Below are 20,548 nucleotides of genomic sequence, written 5' to 3' on the forward strand. Positions count from 1 at the left end.
CCGGCCGGGTCAGACGATGGGCGGACGGCCGAGCCGGAGCATCCGCCAGGCGGTGCGCCAGGCCATCGGGCGGCGCTCCCCGGCGGGTTCGCGCAGCCCTTCGCCGAACCCCTTGAACCACGCCCGCAGCGCGACCCCCGACCGCTCGCGCAGCAGCGTGAGCAGGATCCAGTCGAGCAGGTAGAGCGCGGCCAGCGGCCACGGCAAATTGCGGCGGGCCAGCCACACGCGGTTGCGGGCGTTGAGGCGGAAGAAGTCGGCGTGCCTGGTGGGGGGCACCTGCGGGTGGTACATCACCGTCTCGGCGTCGTACTCGATGCGGTATCCCTCGCCGAGCAGCCGCCAGGCGAGGTCGGTCTCCTCGTGGGCGTAGAAGAACCGCTCGGGCAGCCCGCCGACCTGGAGGAACGCCGAGCGGCGGATGGCGCAGGCGCCGCCCAGGAAGGTGGTCACCGGCGAGGACCGCTCGGGGTCGCCGGCGCGCAGCCTGGGCACATGGCGGCGCTGGCCGTTGCCGCCCTCGGGGTCCATCACCCGGAAGGAGAGCACCGCGAGGTCGGGCTCGGTGGCGAAGCGTTCCCGCACGTGGGCCGCGATCTTCTGGTTGGCGTACCAGCCGTCGTCGTCGAGGAAGAGCACGACGTCGCCGGAGCACTCCTCGACGCCGCGGTTGCGGCCCGCGGGAATGCCGGTGTTGCGGTCGAGCCGCACGCTCTTGACCGACGAGCCGAAGGACGGCTCGACGCCCAGTGCGGGCACGTCGGCGCCGTTACCGACGATGACGACTTCGACGTCGCCGTCGGCCTGGGCGAGGGCGGACTCGACCGCCCGGCTCAGCTCTTCGACCCGGTTGCCCATGGTGAGGATGACGCACGAGATCTTCAATGCGTCATCGTCCTGACGCGTCGATCGGTCGTGCGTTGCGTACTTTCATGATCACCGAGTCTGCCTTGTCGGGCAATTCCGTCCGGTCGTCTTCTTCCTGATTTACCGCGCAATAAGCGTATCGGAACTGCTAGGAAACCCCCACCGAACAGTGGGTGTCTGCCACATACGACGTACCGGGGCGCCGAGCGGTTCCCCGGCTTCTCGATCATGCCAGCCGCCGTGACGCCAGGATGCTGACCAGATGCAGCACGAGCTGGACCGTCGCCACCACCGCACAGGCCACGACGAGGAACCTGGTGGCCGTCGCCCCGCCCGCCAGGGCGTCCCAGACGGCGGCGATCACGACCAGGATGGACAGCTCCACCGCCTGCACGATGCGATGGAATCGCAACGCGGCCGCGACCTTGCGGGCCAGCCCCAGCCGCCTCGACTGGAAGTGCTCGGCGGACGCCTCGGTGGCCGCCACCAGACCGGACCTGGCCCTCGCGACATCGACCAGGTCGGTCTCGGCCTTGATCAGGATCGCGCCCAGCGCGGCGGCGAACCCGAGCACGGTGTACCAGTCCGGGGTGGTCTGCGACGCGCGGAAGCCCAGGCCGATCAGCAGCGCGGCCTCCGCGAAGTAGTGACCGACCCGGTCGAGGTAGACACCGGTGATCGAGGTGCGGCCGGTCCAGCGGGCCAGCTCGCCGTCTGAGCAGTCGAGCAGCAGGTAGACCTGCACCAGCACGGCCGCGCCCACCGCCGCCCACAGGCCGGGCAGCGCGAGCACCACCCCGGCCAGCAGGCCGCACAGGATCATCAGGCCGGTCGCCTGGTTGGGCGTGATCGGCGTCTTGGCCAGTGCCCAGGTGACGTAGACCGACAGCTTGCGCATGTAGAGCAGACCGGCCCAGTGCTCGCCGCTACGGCGATCCATGGTGCCGGCCGGCTGCGCGACCGCGCGGATCTCAGCGACCGACGGCCCGGACATAGTCCTCCACCCGCTCCCGAACCTCGGACTCCGACAGGCGCAGATGCTCCAGGATCGTGTAGCGGCCCGGGCGTGTCGAGGGCGCCAGCGTGACGGCCTCGGCGAACTGCTCGCCGCTCAGCCCGACGTCGCCGGGGGTCACCGGGAGCCGATGGCCGCGCAGGCACTCGACCACCTGGGTGAGGCGCTGCGCGTCGTCGCGCAGGAAGAAACAGAAGGCGGCGCCGATACCGGCCAGCTCGCCATGGTTGGAGGTTCCGGGATAGAGCTGATCCACGGCATGAAGGATCTCATGGTCGCCACCACTGGAGGGACGAGATGACCCAGCGATGACCATCGACATGCCCGAGAGGATCAGCGCTTCCGCCAGAACCGTGAGGAAGGCGTCGGACTCGATGGAGTCGGTCCTGCCGACCACCGCCTCGGCCGCGGTGCGCGACATCGAGCAGGCCAGGCCGTCGATCGGCTCGCCGCGCTCGGCCGCGCCGAGCTGCCAGTCCTCGATCGCCGACAGGTTGCTCACGACGTCGCCGACGCCCGCCCGCACCAGGGACGGCGGCGCGTCGTGCACGAAATCGAGATCGACCATGATGGCCAGCGGCATCGGCACGCCGAAGGACCCCTTGCCTCCCTCGTGCACCAGCGAGGCCACCGGCGAGCAGATGCCGTCGTGGGACAGGTTGGTGGCCACGGCGACCATCGGGATGCCGGCCAGCGAGGCGGCGTACTTGGTGGCGTCGATGGTCTTGCCGCCGCCGATGCCCACCACCGCCTCGTAGGCCCCCTTGCGCAAGTCGGCGCCGAGCGAGACGGCGGCGTCGACCGAGCCGTCGAGCACCCTGAACAACTGCGCCTCGCCGAGCGACGGGGCGATCACCGAAGCGATCTTGTCGCCCTGGCCCGCGCCCACCGCCACGGCCACCCGGCCGGAGGTCGCCACCCGGCTGTCGGCGAGCACCGAGCCCAGGTCGGCGATCGCCCCCCTGCGAACCTGCATGGTCAGGGGGGCGGGGAGCATTCTGGCTAGTATCGGCATGCGATCTCCCTGGCCTTGGCCAGATCGTCGTGGTTGTCCACCTCGACCCACTCGACCTTGCCGATCGGCGCCACCGCGATCTTCTCGCTCCTGGCGACCATCTCGGCGTAGCCGTCCTCGTAGTAGAGCTGCGGGTCGCGCTCGAAGGTGGCGCGCAGCGCGTCGGCCAGCCGCTCGGCCGCGCCGGGGCGGATGAGGGTCGCGCCGATGTACTCGCCGTACGCCTCGGCGGGCTCCATCAGCTTGGTGATGCGCCGCAGGTCGCCCTCGGGCGACAGCGTCACCTTCATCTCCTCCTCGCCGAGCGACTTCACGTCGTCGACGGCCAGCAGGACATCGCTCGTGACCGGGGCGGCGAGCAGGGTCTCCTCGATCGAGACCGGGTGCACGGTGTCGCCGTTGACCAGCAGCGCGCCCTCGGCGAAGTGCTCACGGGCGCACCAGAGGGAGTAGGCGTTGTTCCACTCCTCCGCCTTGTCGTTGTGGACGAGCGTGAGGCGCACACCGTGCCGCCGCTCCAGGTCGGCCCTGCGGTCGTGGACGGCCTGCGCGGCATAACCGACGACGACCACCACCTCACGCAGGTCCACCGCGGCGAGGTTGCGCAATGCGATGTCCAAGATCGTGGTGTCGCCGTCCACCGGCACCAGGGCCTTGGGCAACGTGTCGGTGTAGGGCCGCAAGCGACGTCCGGCCCCAGCGGCCAGCACCATTCCCAGCAACGTGCAACTCCTCATCCGCGCATGGCATTCGTAGGCCCAAAGGTTAGTTGGCTTCCGGCCCTGATCGTGTAATCCCCCGTTAGCCGGGCCCTTGAATCGCGTTAATCCGGTCGTGTGCGACTAATCCCGCGCCCCGAGGTCGGCCGTCTCGACACCCGAGCGCGGGGCGGCCATCCAGCAGGTGACGCTCTCCCAGAGGAGGAGGCACCACAGATAGAGCCCGAGCAGCGCGAAGAGCAGGGTCACCCGCCCGGCGAGCCCGCCGAGCGCGACCATGAGCATCCGGCCGTCCCACCCGAGCCCGGCGGTCGCCAGCCAGGACGGCGGGTAGACGCGCTGCCGCACGCGGTACACGACATCGTAGTGGTGAAAGGCCATCGCCCCGATCAAGGCGAAGATCAGCACGGGCGGCACGTCTCTGGCGAACCCGACCGAGGCCACGAAGACGTACTCGGTGACCCGGAGGGTGGGCGGCACCAGCCAGTCGAGGCGTCCGTCGTGCAGGTGGGAGCTGCCCGGCCCGGCCAGCAGCAGCGCGACGGCCGGGGCGAACACCGCCAGGCCGTCCGAACCGGCGACGCCGACCAGCAGCAGCACCGCCGTCACGAAGGCCCCGGCCAGCGCGGGCGGCAGCGGCGGCAACTGCCCGGCCACCAGCAGCCCCATCCCGCGCGACAGCGCGCCGTCGTCGCGGTAGGCGACCAGCGCGCTCCTCGGCACCTGGGTCATGCTCACGGAGATCACCGCGCTGCGCTCCCGTGGGTCGCGGTCACGCTCCTGGCGACGCGGCCGGTGAGCGTGTAGAGGGTCGCCAGGCCGCCCCAGGTCAGCAGTGCCAGGAAGGTGACCCGCGCGTCGAAGAAGGCGGCGGTGACCGCGATCAGCGCCATCCGCTCGCCGATGGGCAGCACCACGATCTTGCGCAGCCAGTGCGCCGCCCCCCGGTCGAACCGGTCGGAGACGCGCAGCAGGTGCCCGCGCCTTCCCGGCGGCGGCGCCTCCGGGGCGGGCGGCACGTCGCCGGGATCGGCGAGCGAGCGGGGCCGGGCCGTCCAGGCCGCCCGCGCGGCACGGGCCTGCGCGACCGACGCGCGGTAGGAGAAGTCGATGGTGTGGCGGAGGGTCTGCAGCCCCATCGCCGAGACGGCCAGCGCCCAGATGCCGCCGGGCAGCGCGACCACCCCGGTGAACCCCGCCGCGAGCCCGACGTAGACGATGTACTCCTTGGCGCGGTCGGACATCGCGTCGAGCCACGCGCCGAACGGCGAGAACGCCCTGGTGTAGCGGGCGAGCTGGCCGTCGGCGCAGTCGAGCACGAAGGAGAGCAGCACCAGCCCGGCGCCCCCGAGCATCGCGGCGCGCTCGCCCGCCGAGAACCACACGGCGGCCAGCACGGCCATGCCCAGCGACATGCCGGTGACCGCGTTGGGGGTGAGCGACAGCCGGGCCGCCAGCCGCACCAGGTGACCGGACCAGGAGCTGACGAAGTGGGTGGTGAAGAAGCCGTCGTCGGACTTCACCGCGGCGGCCAGCCGGGCTCCCGCCTCGTCCACCTCGGCGAGACGGCGCACGGCGTCGTCGGCGGCGCCCGCGCCGGTCACCCGGTCGGCGCGCAGGCTGCCGAGCACGACCGCACGCACCGGGATGCCCGCGCGAACCAGCCCGACCAGGATGAGGTCGCCGACCTCCGCGCCGGTGACCGTGCCGAGCCTGCCGCCCTGCACGTGCTCGGCCAGCTCGTCGGCCACCCCGGCGAGACCGCCGAGATCGGCCTCGCCGATCTGCACCGCGCCGCGGAAGGTGGCGTTCGCCTCGACGACCCGGTGGTAGGAGCTGCCCGCGGCGGCCACCCGACCGTCCTGGACGCGCACCGGGGGCCGCAGCGGCCCGCCGGGACGCCCGTCGGCGGCGACCAGGGCCGAGGTGTCGTGGGCCGGGTGCGTGAGCAGCTCGGCCAGCGCCTCGGTGTGGGCCACCAGGTCGCCGGGGAGCACCGCCACGGGTCCTGAGGACGCCCTGGCCACCTTGGCCACGCAGCGCAGGTCGTCGACCAGGCCGCGGGTGCCGTCGGCCGCCCCCGGCCCCACGGCGACGGCCGTGCGCGCCACCACGTGGACGTCGTGGACGGACAGCGCGTCGAGCTGCCCGGCGAGCCGGTCGAGGACCGTGCCGTCGGCGCAGGCGGATCTCGCCGCCGGGGTGGTCGCGAGCACCACGGCCGCCGTTCGCGAGGGCCGCCGGCCCTCGTATGCCTCGGACGCCGGAGACGGCGGGGAAAGCGCCAAACAGCTACTCCTTCGCTCCTTCACGCAGGCCGCGCGAACGGGAGGCGCGCACCCAGCGTAGCGGGATGTTGACCGGAGTTCACGGGAGTGCGAGACGATTCATTCCTGATCAGGCGGTGGTGTGTCGCTGCCGATACGCTCTGTGCGGCCGTAGTATCCGCGACCTGGAGGAACCATCCGTGACCGCAAGTGACGACCGGCGGCGGCGTACCGTGGGCGCGATTCTCGCGGGCGGTGTGGGCGTCCGGGCCGGGCTCGGCGCGCCCAAGCAGCTCGCACGGGTGGCGGGGCGGAGCATCCTGGCGCACAGCGTCGCGCTGTTCGAGGGGGCCCCGGAGATCGACGAGATCATCGTGCTGATGGCTCCGGGCCACGTGGCCGAGGCGGAGGAGATCGTCGCGCGCGAGGGGTTCGGCAAGGTGCGGGCGGTGATCGAGGGCGGGGCCAGCCGTACCGAGACGACCTGGCGGGCGCTTGAGCACATCGGCAGGGGCGACGGCGACGTGCTGCTGCACGACGCGGTGCGGTTCCTGGCCGAGCCGGAGATCATCACCAGGTGCGCGCGGGCGCTGGCCGTCCACGGGGCGGTGGGGGTGGCCGTGCCGACGTCCGACACGTTGCTGCGGGTCGATTTCACCCCGGACGGCGAGGTCATCCACGACATTCCGGACCGGTCGCACTACCGGCGGGCGCAGACGCCGCAGGGGTTCCGGCTGGAGGTCATCCGCGAGGCGTACCGGCGGGCGTTCGCCGACCCCGGGTTCGCCGAGCGGCCCGCCACCGACGACTGCGGGGTGGTGCTGCGCTACCTGCCCGAGGTGCCGATCTTCGTGGTCCCCGGCAGCGAGCGCAACATCAAGGTGACCCATCCGACCGATCTTGCCATCGCGGAGACGCTTTTCCACCTCGCCGCCCCGGCGCCGCCGTCCGGGGTTCGGGAGGGGGTGGCCGGTCTCCGGCTCGCGATCCTGGGCGAGGGCCCCGTGGCGGCGGCCCTGGCCGCCCTCGCGGCCCGCCGGGGCGCCCGGCTGGTAACGGCCGACACCGTCCGGACCGGACCGGACGCCGGCGAGGGATCAGCCGACGCCGGGTGGGGCGGGCTGGACTATGCGGTGATCGTGGCGGGGGGCGGGGAGGGGCTGGCCGAGGCCGTCGCGGAGGGCGTGCTCGCGCCGGCGCGTGCGGCGGGCGAGGTGCTGCCGCCGCTCCGTGAGTCGCGCGGCGGGCTGCTCTTCTGCACCGCGACGACCGGACGGCCGGCCGCGCCGTCACCCGCCGTCGCCGCGCTGGCCGGTCTCACCCGCGCACTGGCCGCCGAGCAGGCCGAGCACGGCGTGCGCGTCAACTGCCTGGCCGCCGACGCCACCGACCCGGCGAAGGCCGCCGAGGCGTGCCTGGACGCGCTCACCTCCCCGGTGAGCGGCCGGACCCCGGCAGGCTGGTCACTGTGACTTGCTGAGCCGGGGCGGGCTGGTGATGAACCCCCACCCCCACGACATGTGCATGGTGGCGTAGACCAGCGGCAGCCGGATCAGCGCGCCCGGCGCCAGGTCGCGGCCGGTCAGCAGCGCCCCCACCAGGATCGCCACCACATAGGCCGCCGGGACGAGCAGCGCGGGCCAGAAGAACGGCGTGAGCACCAGCCCGGCGACGATGCCCAGCACCGCCGCGGGCGGCGCGAGGTAACGCAGGTTGATGGTGCCCTGGTGGGTGCGCGCCACGACCCTGCGCCAGCGCCCGTAGTGGAAGTACTGCCGGGACAGCGCGCGCACGCTGGGACGCGGCCGGTAGGAGACGCGCATCCGGGGCTGGAACCACACCAGGCCGCCGGTCTCGCGGATGCGGTGGTTCATCTCCCAGTCCTGCGCGCGCTGGAAGTGCTCGTCGTAGCCGCCGACGCGGGCCAGCGCCTCACGCCGGAAGACACCCAGGTAGACGGTGTCGGCCGGGCCCGCCTCACCGCCGGTATGGAAGCGCGCCCCGCCCACCCCCAGCCGGGAGGTCATCGCGCACGCGACCGCCCGCTCGAAGGCGGTCTCGCCCTCGGCGGCCATGATGCCGCCGACGTTGTCGGCGCCGGTCTCCTCCAGGGTCTCGACGGCGACCTTGAGGTAGTCGGCGGGGAGCATGGCGTGGCCGTCCACCCGCGCGATGATCCCGTTGCGGGACGCGCCGATGGCCGCGTTGAGCGCGTTGGGGGTGCGGCCGGTCGGGTTGGCGACGACGGTCACCCGGGGGTCCTCCGCCGCGAGCGCGTCGGCGACCTCCTGGGTGCGGTCGTGCGAGGGCCCGACGGCGAGCACCACCTCGATCGGCCCCGGGTACTCCTGGGCGAGGACCATCCGCACCGCCTCGCGGAGGTGGCGTTCCTCGTTGAGCACGGGGATGACGACGGAGACGGGAGGCCAGACCCGGGCCTCTGCGGGGGGCGGGCCGACGGGCGGGCCCATCGAGGGGCCGGCCGGCGGGACACCGGGCGAGGAGGCGTCCGGTGAGGACGCGCTCGGCGCGTGCGAGTCTGGGAACTGCTTCATGGCTGAGGTCACGCTACTGTACGAGCGGGTGGGGTCGGCAACCTCATCGACCAGCCGAGTTCGGTAGGGGGACAGCGCATGCGCGACCCGGACGCGCCCGAGGAGGGGGAAGTCTCGGGGGTGCTCGTCGGCGGCGACGCCTACGGTGGCGTGCGCCTTTCGCCCAAGCGGCCCGCGCGCGGCACGCCGTCCGCGGAGGGCGCCCGGACCGGCCGCGACTTCCAGCGGCGGCTGCGCGGCGCGCGCTCGCGGCGGCGCAGGCTGTTCCTGGCGGGCGCGATGTCCGGCGTGGTGATGGCCGGTTCGTGCGCGGCGTGGGCGCTGCCCAACTACGCGGCGGGCAAGATCGGCACGGTCGACGCCGGGGTCTCGGGCTCGGAGGCCACCGGCGCGCTCAACATCCTGGTGGTGGGCGTCGACAAGCGCGACAACCTCAGCCGCCGCCAGCAGAACCTGCTCAAGCTGGGCCGTGAGGTCGGGCAGCGCACCGACACCATGATGCTGATCCACCTGTCCGAGGACCACCGCCGGATCACCGTGGTGAGCCTGCCCAGAGACACCTGGCTGACGATCCCCGGCAAGGGCGCGCACAAGATCAACTCGGCGTACCAGTTCGGCGGGGCCAAGCTCGCGGTGAAGACCGTGCAGAACGCCACCGGGCTGAAGATCAACCACTACGTCGAGGTCAATGTGCTCGGCTTCATCGACGTGGTCGACGCCCTGGGCGGGGTGTCCGTGTGCACCCCGGTGCCGATCAACGACCCCAAGACCGCGCTGAACCTCCGGCCCGGCACCTACAAGCTCGACGGGATCAAGGCGCTCGCCTACGCCCGCACCCGCGCCACCGCCCGCTCCGACCTCGACCGCATCGACCGCCAGCAGCAGGTCATCTCCGCGCTGCTCAACCAGGCGCTGAGCCGGGGCACGCTGACCGACCCGATGAAGCTGGCGCAACTGGTCGGCTCCACCCTCAACACCCTCACCGTGGACGACGCCCTGGCCGAGGACCTCCTCGGGCTGGCCACCCAGCTCAAGGACGTCTCCACCGACGACGTCACGTTCGCCAAGGTGCCGATCGCCGATCCCGACTTCAAGACCCCGACCCTGGAGTCGGCGGTGCTGTGGGACAAGCAGGGCGCGCGCGAGCTGTTCCGGCGGATCGGCGCGGACGAGCAGCTCACCAAGCCGTCGCCGAAACCGTCGGCCACGCCTTCGGTGAAGGCCACGCCGTCCGCCGACGTCCTCACCGTCCCGCCGGGGCGCATCGCGATCAAGGTGCTGAACGGCACGGGCGTCACCGGGCGCGGCGCGACCGTGCGAAACGACCTGCTCGACGCCGGGTTCCAGGTGCCGGGAGACGCCTCCAACGCCGACCGCGCCGACTTCGAGCAGACCGTGATCCGGTACGGCCCCGGCCGCGAAGACTCCGCGCGCACGGTCGCCGCCGCGCTGAAGGGGGCGGAGCTGCGTCAGGTCGACGATCTGGGGCCCCGGATCGAGGTGGTCGTCGGGCGGAAGTACCCGGGGGCCAAGAAGGTCACCGTGCGCGAGACCCCTCAGCAGCAGTCCACGACGGGGCCGACCTCCGAGTCGACCACAGGGCCGACGGCGACCCCGACGGCCAAGACCGCCACGCAGAACATCTGCCGCAAATAACCCACCTTCAAGGAATAATTGCAGCTTAGGGGGGTATTTCGGGGAAACGGCCAACGACCCCACTATCGGCCGGAAGGCGGTGACCCCATGGACGTCCTGACATGGCAGGAGCGCACGTGCACCGTGGTGCAGCCCGCCGGAGACCTCGACCTGTCCTCCGCTCCCCGTCTCCAGGGTGAACTCGACCCGCTGCTCGACGCGCCGGAGGCCCCCTGCCTGATCGTCGATCTCACCAAGGTCCCCTTCTGCGACTCGGTGGGCCTCGGGCTGCTCGTCCACACCCTCACCCGCGTACGCGACGCCCGCGGACGGCTGGCCCTGGTCGTGCCGCCCGGGATGATCACCCACCTGCTGACCATCACCAACCTGGACCGGCACTTCACCATCTACCGCTCGCTCGACGAGGCCCGGACGGCGATGTCCGCGGGCCCGGTCGCGCAGAGCGGCTCCTGAGCGGCTCCTGAGCTGTCCCTGCGTGGTTCCTGCGCGGTGCCGTGAGCCGCCGCGAACCTCCGTGACCCTGATGACTACGCGCGCGGTTCGTGCGACAGTGACGCCGGAAGGTAACCGTCCCCTCCCGGGAGCCACCCGCCATGCCCCCGCCGACACCTCCGCCGACACCCCCGCCCCCCATCGCCCCGACGGACTTCGAGCGACGATTACTCGCCCTCATCCGCGACTCCGCGGATGAGGAGACCTGCCCGAGCCTGATCGAGGCGAGCGCCGAGGCGCGGACCCTCGGCACGATCCGGTTCCTGCGCGGCGTCCTCGACCACGCCGCCGAGCACGAGGCTGCGCGGCGCCCCGGCTCCTTCGCCGACGCCTGCGACGCCGCGCTGCGCGCCCTGCTCACGCGCGCCCCGCACGACCCCGCACGACCGGCCGTCGCCGGGCTGCTCGCGCTGATCTGCCTCAACGTGCGGCTGCTCGAACGCCGCTTCGACAGCCCCGACCGGGCGCGCTACCACGAGACCGACGCCTACTGCCGGGAGCTGTTCACCCTCGCGCCGGTCGGCGAGGCGTTCCACGCCGTCTACCGTCCGGATGAGGGCACCGAGTTCGAGCGGGACCGCTGGGCGGCGCTCGACCCGGCCACCTTCGCCTACCACCGGGCCGGCACCACCTCGGTGATCCTGCGGGCCACCGGCCGGACCCCGCGCGACGAGTCCGGCGCGTTCGACGAGCTGGCCGTCAAGTGCGTGCTGTTCCCATGGAACAAGCTGAGCGCCATCGCCCAGGCCACCAACGCCTACGCCGAGATCTACGGCGGGCGGCGGGCCTCCGCCGTCGTGGTCCACCCGATCGCCTCCACCGACCGATGGGTCCTACTGCCCTTCCAGGAGGGCCGCACCCTCGCCGAGCGCCTCGACGAGCTGGAGGGCCGGGAGCAGCCGCCCTCGGTGGCCGAACGGCTGGCCGTCTGCGCCGAACTGTCCGTCGGCCTGACCGCCGCGCTGCACCGGCTGGCCGCAGAGCGGCCCGTGGACGCCTCCACCGGCTCCGAACGCCAGCACCTGGACCTGTCCCCCGGCAACGTCATCCTGGCCCAGGGCACCGGCGAGGTACGGCTCATCGACCTCGGCCCCAACCACCTCTACAGCCGCCAGATCGGCATCCCCGAACACGACGACTCCGTCTATGTCGCCCCCGAGGTGAAGAACAAGGGCAGATCCCTGTCCTCCGACGCGTACTCGCTGGGGATCATCCTCATCCAGGCCGTCTGCGGCCACGCCCCGCGCGACGGCCGCGCCCCCGACGTCGTCTGGCGGATCAGCCCCGACCTGGGCCGGGCGCTGGAGGACCTGATCGAGGAAGACCCGCGCAGGCGGCTGCTGCTCCTGCCAGAGGGCCCGCTCCGGTTCGACGTCCTCGGTGCGTTCCTCGACGAGGCGGTGGAACTGGCCGGGCACGAGCCCGACGCGGCGCGATCCCGCGCGCGGCGCGTGCTGGCGCGCGTCCTGCCGTCGTCGTCGGAGGTCAGCACGCAGTATCAGCGGTGGCGGCTGAGCAGGCGCTCGGTCACGGGCGGCCGGAACCACAGCTACCTGCTGCTGTTCGCGTTCGTGGCCACCGCCTGCTGGTGGTTCATCCTGGCGAAGACCGCGCTGTTCAACCTGGACGAGCTGGTCACCGGGGAGTGGGGCGGCCTGCCGTCCGGTATGCCGCTGGCCGCTGACGTCATCGCCCTCACTCAGGGCCTGCTCGCCGCCAAGTACTACCAGACGATCCTGGCCCGCCTCACCGCGCGCGGCGTCCCCGGACGGCTCGCGCCGCTCACCGAGGTCAGCATCCGCCTGATGACCTGCGTGGCGCTGCTGATCAACATCGTCCCGCTGTTCTACCGCCCGGACCTGTGGGCCTGGGGCGCCGCCGCCGGGGCGTACCTGGTCACCGCGTGCAATGGCCTGACGCTGCTGCTCACCACCCGCATGTACCAGGCGGGCCACGACGCCGGGCTGTCCACGATCCCGGCGGACGCCCGGGTGCGCGGGCGCGGCTACGAGCAGTGGTGGTGGACGATGCTCCTGTACGCCCTCGCCGTCACGGTCATCGCCGCCGGTCTTTCCGCCGGGTTCCTGCGCGACCTGTGGGCCTACGTGTTCGGGCTGGTCGCGGTCAGCGTCGGCATCCACTACCTGTCGAAGTTCGTGGCGGCGGGGATGGGGGTGCGGGCCGAGCTGGCCCGCGCGTTCGCGGCCGGTGAGCGCGTCGCGATCCTCACCGCGCGCGGCACGACGCCGCCCGGGGTGCGCTGGCCCCCTCGGATGGTTCCGTGAGGCGGCTCCCACGCACGGCGCTGATCCTGGCGACCTGGAAGGGCTCATCCTCGCGGAACCGGAGGAGGTCCGGCCGTCCGGGTGCCCCGTCGCACCGCCGGTGCCGGACGGCGTGCGCTACCCCGACGCCGGCGGCCTGGCCTTCACCCTCGTCCCGGACCTGGACACCCGCGGACAGAGCGAGATGAACGAGCCCGTCGACCAGATGCTGCGCACCATCCTGCTGTTCGCCGTGCTCACCACGGCCGGTCTGGTCGCGGACGCCCGCACGCTGCGGCGCCTGCTGCCGCCGTGGAGCCGCGTCGGGCGGTTCATGCTGGACATCTACCGCCTGGAGACGCTGCCCTCGCAGGCGACCTTCCTGCTGGCCCAGCTCGCCGCGCTGCTGGCCATCGTCCAATCGTCCGGGGCCAGGGCGGCGAACGCCGTTTTCGTCCGGGGCCAGGGCGGCGAACCGCCGTTCCCGAGCATCGACCCCTTCCAGATGCCCCGACCGCCGTGACGCGCGCTGTGGCCGCCGGCGGCGTACGATTTCGGACGTGCCCGTCGGAAAGCCGCGCAAGAAATGGCCACTGGCGGTGACCGCGCTCGCGGTCACGACGCTCGCCCTGATCGCCGGGGTCGCCTGGGCCTTCCCCTCCGTCGCATCGACGACCTGCCCTGCCTGCTACGGAATGGAAAGCCTCGCCCCGGGCGTCCACGCCGAGTCCGGCCTGCCCGCCGACCGGAAGCGACAGGTCGTCGAGACCGTCGAACTGGCGAACGAGCGGGTCACCGCCTTCTACGGCGGCCGGAAGACCTCGCCGTCCGTGCTCGCCTGCCTGTCCGACGACTGCTATCGCCGCATCGGCGGCGGCGGCGAACGCGGCGTCGCGGTCCTCAACCGCGCGGTGATGCTCTCCCCCCGCGGAGTCGACCCGGTGATCGCCTCCCACGAGCTCTCCCACGTCGAACTCCACGCCCGCCTCGGCGACGCCCAGGTCCCCCAATGGTTCGACGAGGGCCTGGCCGTCGTGGTCAGCGACGACCCGCGCAACCTCGCCCCCAAGACCACCCCCGACCGCTGCCTGAAAGAGCCCGACGCCCCCCTCCCCACCACCCTCGACGCCTGGCTCCGCACCGCCACCGCCGACCCCACCCTCTACGCCAAAGCCGCCTGCAAGGTCACCCGCTGGCTCCAATCCAACGGCGGCCCACCCGCCCTCCACTCCCTGACCGCCCGTCTCTCCCAGGGCACCCCCTTCAACACCCTGATCCACCCCTGACCTCAACGCCGTTTCCGGATCAACGCGCGTGCCGCGTCCGCCGTCCTCCGGACCGCCGCCCGCAGCGCGCGCGCCGCGCGTCTGGCCCTGCGCGGGTCCGCCGAGACGTCCCATACGAGCGCGGTCATCGCCACCAGCAGCGCGAATGCGTCAAGCCATGCCATTGGGCGCTCCGTTTCCGCCCGCCGTCCTCATGCGGGCCCGTTCTGTCGCCCTCCACGAAAGTCAATGGGCCCGCCCACGCCCTGCCCTGATCCCGCCCACGCCTGACCGTGTCCGCAAGCGGACAACTTTCACAATCGACTGATTAGGCGCACACTATGCGGGACGGTACTCATGGTGCGTTTCACGGCATCAAGGAGTTGGGGCATGCATGCTCATGATCTCGCGCGTGAAACAGACTTGTTCAATGCCGAATGCCGCTTTTGTGTGCGTCCAGAACCATGGCGCATCGTAGCGACCACGGAGAACTTCCTGGTGATGATGGGGCTCGGCCCACCCGTTGAGGGATATGCACTCATTATCACCAGATATCATGTTCCATGCATCGCCGAGATACCGTCACCGCAGGTCGAGGAGTTCCGCGACACCCTCACCCGGCTGCGAACCGCGCAGCTGAACACGTACGGTGCCACACTGTTCTTCGAGCACGGCCGCAGCGGCTCCTGCGTGCGGCCCGGCGAAGGTGAAGACCTCTGCTACCACGCGCACCTGCACGTGCTGCCGGCATCGATCGCCCTGGCCGACCGCGTTCGTAACGATTATCAACTGAAGACCCTGGGCAAATGGCCGGATTTCTTCAATGAATACGCGACGACGCGGCTGCCGTATATCCTTGTGCAGGACCGCGCGGGAATCGCTTGGTTCCCGGTCGAGCAACGCCTGCCACGCCACTATCTCAGAAGTCGCGTTTCGGAGCTCGTCGGAGACCCGAGCCGTGCCGACTGGGTCGCCTGTCCGAGCTACCCCGTCGTAGCTGCGGGAAAATCCCGGCTCGAACCCGAGCTGAGAAGGCAATTTCAGGTCGCGTACACCGGGTGAATCTCCACAAGAGGGGACCTTTCTAACGTGGTCGACTTCGCGCAGAAGGCCATCATCACCCATGAGAACAAGATGCTTTTCATCCAGAAAAGCCCTGAAGATCCCTATCATCCGCTCAAGTGGGAGATCCCCGGTGGCCGGATGCGGGCGGGTGAGAGCCTCGACGAGCACATCCGCCGCGAGGTGAAGGAAGAGGTCGGCCTCAGCATCGAGCCCAGGGAGCCGCTGGCCATGTGGTCTTGGCGGCTGGGCGATGAGGCCCACGCCCCCACGATCGTCGCGGTCGCCGTCCACTGCCTGCTCTCCGGAGACCGGCACGACGTCACCTCCGCCGGCCAGGACGCCGGCGACCACATCGGCTCGTGGGCCTGGATCGACATCGACAAGGCCGCCGAACTCGACCTGATCCCCGAGGCGCGAGACCCCATTCTGGCCGCGATCGACCACATGCGGCACCTGACGCCGCTCGGCTGACCTCCGGCGACCGGGGGATGTTCCTGATCCTGGGCGACCTCGCGCTCGACGTGATACCCGAGCCGGTGCCCGCGCGCGACGCGATCGAACGACTGGCCCTCGGAGACGACGCCACGATGCGCTCGGGCCTGTCCTTCGTGCCGGGCGGCAGCGCGATGCTCTTCGCCGAGTCGATCGAGGCCCACCACCCGGGCGAGAGTCTCATCGTCGCCGCCCTCGGCCCCGATCCCGCTGCCCGGATCCTCCAAGCGGCCATGACCGCCGCCGGGATGGCCACCACCGGGCTGGAGCACATCGGCGAGGGCACGACCAAGGTCGTCCTGCTGGCCTCCTTTCCCGACTGCGGGCGTCTGATGCTCTATCCGGGTTCCCACACCGGCGACCTGCTCAGCACGGCCTTCGCCACGAGGCTGCTCACCACGGTCGATCCGGCGTCGGTGCGCTGCCTGTGGCTCTCCGGCTACTGCCTGACCGACCGCGACGCCCCGCGCTACGAGGCGACCCGGCGGATCTGCGCCTGGTGCCACAGCAACGGCGTGCCGGTGGTGCTCGACCTCGTCCCGCACGACTTCGCCGACCGCGTCGGTGATCTGGCCGAGGTCGAACGCCGCCTCGGCCCGCTCACCGGTGTGATCGGGGAGTACACGACGTTCACGGAACTGGGCTTCACCCCCGGGTGGACGGACGGCACCCGTGGTGCGCTCGCGTCAGTGGCGGCGGCCGTGAGCGCGGAGCGGGGGTTCGCCGTGGTGCAGCACAGGGAGAACGCGTCCGTCTACCTCCAATCGGCGGCGAGGGCGGGAGTCCACCTACGGACGGCGACCTATCCGATTCCCGTCGCGGGCACCCGCGGCCTCGGCGACCACATGTCCGTGGACGCCCTGGGCTGGATGGGCCTCGCCACCGCCCGCCGTCGTGCAACCGCCGGCGACCCGGCCTGCCGACCCTGACCGAATCTCGCGCCCGCTCAGCGGCCGGGGAGCGCTGCGATGCGCGCGCGCACGTCATCGGCCGTGGCGTCGTCGAGCCGGTCGAGCAGGCGCAGAGCGTCGGTCCAGCAGGTGCGGGCCGCCGGGTGGTCGCCCCGGGCGGCGCGGACGTCGCCGAGCGCGACCAGCGAGGTGGCCGTCCCCCACTGGTCGCCGATTCCGCGCCGGACCTCCACAGCCGACTCGAAGGACCGGGCGCTCTCCTCCAGGTCGGCGCGGGCGTGCAGGGCCAGGCCCACGTTGTGCAGGGTGATCCCCTCGCCCCAGCGGTCAGCGACCTCCCGCCGGAGCGACAGGGCCTTCTCGAAGTGGCCGAGCGCGGCGGTGTGGTCGCCACCGGCGTGGTAGATCTCGCCCATGTTGTTCAGGCTCCATGCCTCACCGTGCCGATGCCCGGCCTCCGTGCGCAGGCGGAGCGACTCGCGGTAACAGTCCATCGCGTCGGACGCGCGGCCGACCTCCCGATAGGCGTTTCCCAGGCTGTCCAGAGCGGATGCCTCCCCCAGCGGATCGGAATCCTCCCGCCGTAGCCGCAGCGCCTCCTGATGGTACGGAATGGCCTGCTCGATTCGTCCCTTCTGCTTGTAGACCGTGCCCAGGCCGTTGAGAACCCGTCCCGCGGCGTATTCGTCGCCGGACCGGTAGGCCGACTCCAGGGCGATCTCGTGGGTGGCGATCCAGTCGTCCCAGTGCTTGCGCAGGTTGAAGAACCCGCGCAGGACCACGGCGAGTTGCCAGGCGACGTCGTCGCGACAGGCCTCGTGCGCCTGCCGCTGGGCGAGCACCAGATTCTCCCGCTCGTGTTCGAGCCAGTCGAGCGCGTCAGCGTACGCGGTGATCTGCGCGGGTTCGAACCCATCAATCGGCGGTGTCAGGTCGAACGCCCGGCGCTGGGGCATGAGGTGCCCGACGGCCAGGGCCGCGGTGTGCAGGTACCAGAGCAGCATCCTGCGCAGGGCGGCGTCGCGCTCGCCTTCCGGCTCCTCGGCCCGCAGTTTCTCCCCCGCCAGCACCCGGAGCAGGTCGTGGAAGGCGTAGCTGCCGTCGTCGCCGTGTTCGAGCAGGTGAACGCCGGTGAGCGTGCGCAGTAGATCGTCGGTGGACCTGGCGCCTTCCCCCGCCAACGCCGCCGCCGCGCCGGTGGAGATCCTCGCGCCGGCATGAAGGCCCAGTACCCGGAACATCCGCGCGGTCTCCGGGCCGAGCGTGCGGTACGACCAGTCGAGCACGCCACGGACGGCGGTCGCCTCATCGTCCAGGTCGAGGATGTCGAGACGGCGGCTCTCGTCGCGCAGTTCGTCCACGAAGACCTTCAACGGTGCGCGCGGCCGTCCTGCGGCGCGTTCCGCCGCGATCCGCAATGCGAGCGGCAGTCGCGCGCAGAGCGTCACCAGGTCCGCCGCGTAGCCCGCCTCGCCCATCACCCGCTCCTGCCCGGCGATGCTCCCGAGCAGCGCCAGTGACTCCTCCCGGGTCATCAGGTCGAGGGTGAGGCGGCGCACGCCGTCTCTGGCGACGAGGCCGGACAATCGACTGCGGCTCGTGATCAGCACCAGCGAACCAGGCGAACCAGGCAGGAGCGGACGTACCTGTTCGGGGGTGACCGCGTTGTCCAGGACGATCAGCATCTCCCGGCCATGCAGCAAGGTGCGGTACATCGCGGCGCGGGCGTCGAGATCGTCGGGGATCTCCTCGGGCGGGACGCCCAGCGCCCGCAGGAACGAGGTGAGGGCGTCGGCGGGATCGACCGGCCGCGCGTAGTCATAACCGTGCAGGTTGATGAAGAGGTCACCGTCGGGGAAGAGGTCGCGCCTGCTGTGCGCCCAGTGCAGGGCCAGGGTGGTCTTGCCGGCCCCGGCCGTGCCGTCGATGGCGGTGATGACCACGGCCCCGCCGCTCGCCCGGAGGTCCAGCAGGTCATCGAGCCGGTCATGCTCATCTCCCCGGCCGACGAAGCCGGAGATGGCGGCCGGTAGCTGCCGGGGCACCGAAGCCGGTACTTTCGACGCGTTCGGCCGCCGCGTGGACGGCCGGTTCGCCGCCACCGCTCCCCGGACGGCTCCCGCCAGTCCGGCGAACAATTGCTCTTCGATGCCGCGCTGGCGAAAATGGCTGAAGGAGTAGCCGAAGCACGCCGCCGCCTCCTCCCGGCGCTCCCGCGACGTGGCGGCGAGCGCCTCCGGCTCCCAGCCGAACTCCGCCCTCACCGCCGCGCGGGCGGTATCACCGTCAAGCAGGGGCAGTGCCCGCTCGATCACCCCCCGGATCATCCGCGACGCTTTCGCCGGTACGGCGGGCAGTAACGCCTCGGCGGCCTTGCGCAGGTTGGGGAGGGGCAACGGGCGATCGATGTCCAGGCGAAGCGGGACCTTTTCCCGGATCGACTTCAGTTCGGCCACCAATTCCGCTTCGTCGATCCCGGTATCGCCGATCCCGGTCTCGTCGGTCACAGGCACATGATGGCACGACCGGAACCGGCTAGGGCGACACCCTTCCGTACTCGTCGAACGCCGCGTGCGTGAGCGGGAACCGTTCGGCGAAGAACTCCTCCATCAATACCGCCACCCGGTGTGTCTCCCACTGCGGACTCGATGGATATCGCGCCCCATCGGCCAGGGTTCGCAACGAGAGCAGGTGCATCAGGCTGCGCGCGTTGAGGGTCAGAAAGAGTGAGGAGAACGTGGCCAGCGGCAGGCACATCCGGGCGACCTCACGGGACACGCCGGCCGCGATGATCTCGCGGTAGGCCTTCCAGGCGGCCTCGAAGACCGCCGTCAGCTCCGCGCCGACCAACGCCCGCTGGGCGGGGCTTCCCGGCGCGTACCGATATTCGCTGGCCTTTCCCGTCTGCGTGAGCGGCCTGTTCTCGTCCAGCGGGCTGTAAAAAATAGGCCGGAACTCCCGGTATCGCCCGGATTCCTCATTGATCGAAACCCCGATCCGGTGTTTCAGGAGTTGCCGGGTGACGAAAATCGGGGCCTCGATGTGGAACGTCAGGGAATTGTGCTCGAACGGTGAGCCGTGCCGGTTTCGCATGAGATAGCGAATCAACCCGGCGTCGGCCGCGGAATCCACCGCCTCGGTCCCGCGCGTCGAGACGCGGGCCGCCCGGCAGACGCCCGCGTCCGATCCGACCGCGTCGACCAGCCCCACCGACACGTCGTGCCTGATCTCCATGCGCGACCTCCAAGCGGTACCGTCGGCCGTCGCCCCGGTCAGCGCAGGCCGTTGACCACGATCTCCGCGTACACGCGGCCGATCTCCGTCGGTGAGGCCGGGCTCTCCGCGTCGAGCCAGACGTGGGTCCATGCGCCCATGCCGATGATCCCGAACGCGACGATGTGCGGCAGCCCGACCTCGCGGAAGACGCCTTCCTGCATTCCGGTCTCGACGACGTCCACGAAGCAGCGTTCGAACGCCTCGCGCTTCTCCTTGATCTCGACGAACGTCTCCCCGGAGAGAAACCGGCGTTCCTGGAGGAACACGGTTATCTCCGGCTTGTACATCGCCATGGGTTCGAGGAGTGCTTCGACGATCAACCTGCGCAGTTTCTCGTCGGCGGGCAGTTCGGTGTCGGCCACGACTTCGCGGGCGCGGTGGAGCTGGTGGTCGATGAACCGGTCGTGCACGTGGAAGAGCAGGTCTTCCTTGCTCTTGAAGTGGTGGTAGAACGCACCTTTGGTGAGATTGGCGCCGTCGATGATGCTCTGGACGGACGTCGCAGCGTAGCCGTTCCGCTCGAAGAGGCGAATCGCGCTGGACAGCAGAGCCTTGCGGGCTCCCTCGGGGTCACGTACGACCTGACGCCCGCTCTGCCCGCGCCGGCCCTTCGGACTGAGATCCGCCACGTCGCCTCTCCGCATCGAGCCCGCCGCTCAGAACGACCGTAGACCGCCTTGATCGAACGC

20 protein-coding genes are annotated in these 20,548 nt (G+C 71.2%); 9 read left to right on the forward strand and 11 right to left on the reverse strand.

The annotated features are described in order from the left end of the window. Positions 1–9: 9 nt before the first annotated feature. The 6 genes from P3X83_RS00965 to P3X83_RS00990 all read right to left on the reverse strand — a co-directional run bounded on the left by P3X83_RS00965 (position 10) and on the right by P3X83_RS00990 (position 5,904). A complete protein-coding gene (locus tag P3X83_RS00965; protein WP_277303298.1) occupies positions 10–885 on the reverse strand; it encodes a glycosyltransferase in 876 nt (291 codons plus the stop codon). A gap of 208 nt (positions 886–1,093) precedes the next feature. Continuing rightward, positions 1,094–1,861, reverse strand: a complete 768-nt coding sequence (locus P3X83_RS00970) for a CDP-alcohol phosphatidyltransferase family protein (RefSeq protein ID WP_277303299.1) — start codon at positions 1,859–1,861, stop codon at positions 1,094–1,096. Further along, positions 1,839–2,879, reverse strand: a complete 1,041-nt coding sequence (locus tag P3X83_RS00975) for an iron-containing alcohol dehydrogenase family protein (protein ID WP_277303300.1) — start codon at positions 2,877–2,879, stop codon at positions 1,839–1,841. The genes P3X83_RS00970 and P3X83_RS00975 overlap by 23 nt, the downstream gene beginning before the upstream one ends. A gap of 5 nt (positions 2,880–2,884) precedes the next feature. Next, positions 2,885–3,619, reverse strand: a complete 735-nt coding sequence (locus P3X83_RS00980) for a phosphocholine cytidylyltransferase family protein (RefSeq protein ID WP_277303301.1) — start codon at positions 3,617–3,619, stop codon at positions 2,885–2,887. A 120-nt stretch (positions 3,620–3,739) separates the two neighbouring features. After that, positions 3,740–4,348: a DUF5941 domain-containing protein gene (locus P3X83_RS00985; RefSeq protein WP_277303493.1), complete on the reverse strand. Its 609-nt coding sequence runs from the start codon at positions 4,346–4,348 to the stop codon at positions 3,740–3,742. Between the two features lie 11 nt (positions 4,349–4,359). Beyond that, positions 4,360–5,904, reverse strand: coding sequence for a CDP-alcohol phosphatidyltransferase family protein (locus P3X83_RS00990; RefSeq protein WP_277303302.1), 1,545 nt, complete (start codon positions 5,902–5,904; stop codon positions 4,360–4,362). A 179-nt stretch (positions 5,905–6,083) separates the two neighbouring features. Between P3X83_RS00990 and P3X83_RS00995 the strand changes: the two genes are divergently transcribed. Then, on the forward strand, positions 6,084–7,355 hold the full coding sequence (locus P3X83_RS00995) for a bifunctional cytidylyltransferase/SDR family oxidoreductase (protein ID WP_277303303.1): 1,272 nt from the start codon (positions 6,084–6,086) through the stop codon (positions 7,353–7,355). Here P3X83_RS00995 and P3X83_RS01000 read toward each other — a convergent pair. Beyond that, positions 7,347–8,354 carry a glycosyltransferase family 2 protein gene (locus P3X83_RS01000; protein WP_277303494.1) on the reverse strand — a complete coding sequence of 336 codons (1,008 nt, stop codon included), beginning with the start codon at positions 8,352–8,354 and terminating at the stop codon, positions 7,347–7,349. The two genes, P3X83_RS00995 and P3X83_RS01000, sit on opposite strands and share 9 nt — an antisense overlap. Positions 8,355–8,516: 162 nt before the next feature. Between P3X83_RS01000 and P3X83_RS01005 the strand changes: the two genes are divergently transcribed. The 5 genes from P3X83_RS01005 (at position 8,517) to P3X83_RS01025 (ending at position 14,136) form a co-directional block, all read left to right on the forward strand. Continuing rightward, positions 8,517–10,094, forward strand: a complete 1,578-nt coding sequence (locus P3X83_RS01005; RefSeq protein ID WP_277303304.1) for an LCP family protein — start codon at positions 8,517–8,519, stop codon at positions 10,092–10,094. A gap of 87 nt (positions 10,095–10,181) precedes the next feature. After that, complete coding sequence (locus tag P3X83_RS01010) at positions 10,182–10,547, forward strand: STAS domain-containing protein (RefSeq protein WP_277303305.1); 366 nt, start codon at positions 10,182–10,184, stop codon at positions 10,545–10,547. Between the two features lie 140 nt (positions 10,548–10,687). Continuing rightward, positions 10,688–12,871 (forward strand): hypothetical protein, encoded by a 2,184-nt coding sequence (locus P3X83_RS01015; protein ID WP_277303306.1) that lies wholly within the window; start codon positions 10,688–10,690, stop codon positions 12,869–12,871. 112 nt (positions 12,872–12,983) lie between these two features. Continuing rightward, positions 12,984–13,373 (forward strand): DUF6185 family protein, encoded by a 390-nt coding sequence (locus P3X83_RS01020; protein WP_277303307.1) that lies wholly within the window; start codon positions 12,984–12,986, stop codon positions 13,371–13,373. 37 nt (positions 13,374–13,410) lie between these two features. Next, entirely contained in the window at positions 13,411–14,136 is a 726-nt protein-coding gene (locus P3X83_RS01025; RefSeq protein ID WP_277303308.1) for a hypothetical protein, read from the forward strand. 2 nt (positions 14,137–14,138) lie between these two features. Here P3X83_RS01025 and P3X83_RS01030 read toward each other — a convergent pair whose 3' ends face one another. After that, a complete protein-coding gene (locus P3X83_RS01030; RefSeq protein WP_277303309.1) occupies positions 14,139–14,300 on the reverse strand; it encodes a hypothetical protein in 162 nt (53 codons plus the stop codon). Between the two features lie 205 nt (positions 14,301–14,505). On the opposite strand from P3X83_RS01030, the gene P3X83_RS01035 reads away from it, so the two are divergent. Genes P3X83_RS01035 through P3X83_RS01045 form a run of 3 tightly spaced genes read left to right on the forward strand, consistent with a single transcriptional unit; the run spans position 14,506 to position 16,601 of the window. Continuing rightward, a complete protein-coding gene (locus P3X83_RS01035) occupies positions 14,506–15,177 on the forward strand; it encodes a hypothetical protein (RefSeq protein ID WP_277303310.1) in 672 nt (223 codons plus the stop codon). 27 nt (positions 15,178–15,204) lie between these two features. Beyond that, positions 15,205–15,651: an NUDIX domain-containing protein gene (locus P3X83_RS01040; RefSeq protein WP_277303311.1), complete on the forward strand. Its 447-nt coding sequence runs from the start codon at positions 15,205–15,207 to the stop codon at positions 15,649–15,651. 17 nt (positions 15,652–15,668) lie between these two features. Continuing rightward, positions 15,669–16,601 (forward strand): hypothetical protein, encoded by a 933-nt coding sequence (locus tag P3X83_RS01045; protein WP_277303312.1) that lies wholly within the window; start codon positions 15,669–15,671, stop codon positions 16,599–16,601. 17 nt (positions 16,602–16,618) lie between these two features. Here the strand turns inward: P3X83_RS01045 and P3X83_RS01050 are convergent, their stop codons facing one another. The 3 genes from P3X83_RS01050 to P3X83_RS01060 all read right to left on the reverse strand — a co-directional run bounded on the left by P3X83_RS01050 (position 16,619) and on the right by P3X83_RS01060 (position 20,488). Next, on the reverse strand, positions 16,619–19,090 hold the full coding sequence (locus P3X83_RS01050; protein WP_277303313.1) for a tetratricopeptide repeat protein: 2,472 nt from the start codon (positions 19,088–19,090) through the stop codon (positions 16,619–16,621). A gap of 28 nt (positions 19,091–19,118) precedes the next feature. Further along, entirely contained in the window at positions 19,119–19,793 is a 675-nt protein-coding gene (gene thyX, locus P3X83_RS01055; protein WP_346742675.1) for an FAD-dependent thymidylate synthase, read from the reverse strand. Positions 19,794–19,855: 62 nt separating this feature from the next. Further along, positions 19,856–20,488 carry a TetR/AcrR family transcriptional regulator gene (locus P3X83_RS01060; RefSeq protein WP_277303315.1) on the reverse strand — a complete coding sequence of 211 codons (633 nt, stop codon included), beginning with the start codon at positions 20,486–20,488 and terminating at the stop codon, positions 19,856–19,858. Between the last annotated feature and the right edge of the window lie 60 nt (positions 20,489–20,548).

Source organism: Spongiactinospora sp. TRM90649 (assembly GCF_029382225.1).
Classification (GTDB): Bacteria; Actinomycetota; Actinomycetes; order Streptosporangiales; family Streptosporangiaceae; genus Spongiactinospora.

Bases quoted from the DNA above. Each gene is read 5' to 3' on its own strand.
- P3X83_RS01015 (WP_277303306.1), top strand. From the start codon at position 10,688: ATGCCCCCGCCGACACCTCCGCCGACACCCCCGCCCCCCATCGCCCCG.
- P3X83_RS01010 (WP_277303305.1), top strand. From the start codon at position 10,182: ATGGACGTCCTGACATGGCAGGAGCGCACGTGCACCGTGGTGCAGCCC.
- P3X83_RS01030 (WP_277303309.1), bottom strand. From the start codon at position 14,300: ATGGCATGGCTTGACGCATTCGCGCTGCTGGTGGCGATGACCGCGCTC.
- P3X83_RS00985 (WP_277303493.1), bottom strand. From the start codon at position 4,348: ATGACCCAGGTGCCGAGGAGCGCGCTGGTCGCCTACCGCGACGACGGC.
- P3X83_RS01035 (WP_277303310.1), top strand. From the start codon at position 14,506: ATGCATGCTCATGATCTCGCGCGTGAAACAGACTTGTTCAATGCCGAA.
- P3X83_RS00970 (WP_277303299.1), bottom strand. From the start codon at position 1,861: ATGTCCGGGCCGTCGGTCGCTGAGATCCGCGCGGTCGCGCAGCCGGCC.
- P3X83_RS01045 (WP_277303312.1), top strand. From the start codon at position 15,669: ATGTTCCTGATCCTGGGCGACCTCGCGCTCGACGTGATACCCGAGCCG.
- P3X83_RS00975 (WP_277303300.1), bottom strand. From the start codon at position 2,879: ATGCTCCCCGCCCCCCTGACCATGCAGGTTCGCAGGGGGGCGATCGCC.
- P3X83_RS01000 (WP_277303494.1), bottom strand. From the start codon at position 8,354: ATGGGCCCGCCCGTCGGCCCGCCCCCCGCAGAGGCCCGGGTCTGGCCT.
- P3X83_RS01005 (WP_277303304.1), top strand. From the start codon at position 8,517: ATGCGCGACCCGGACGCGCCCGAGGAGGGGGAAGTCTCGGGGGTGCTC.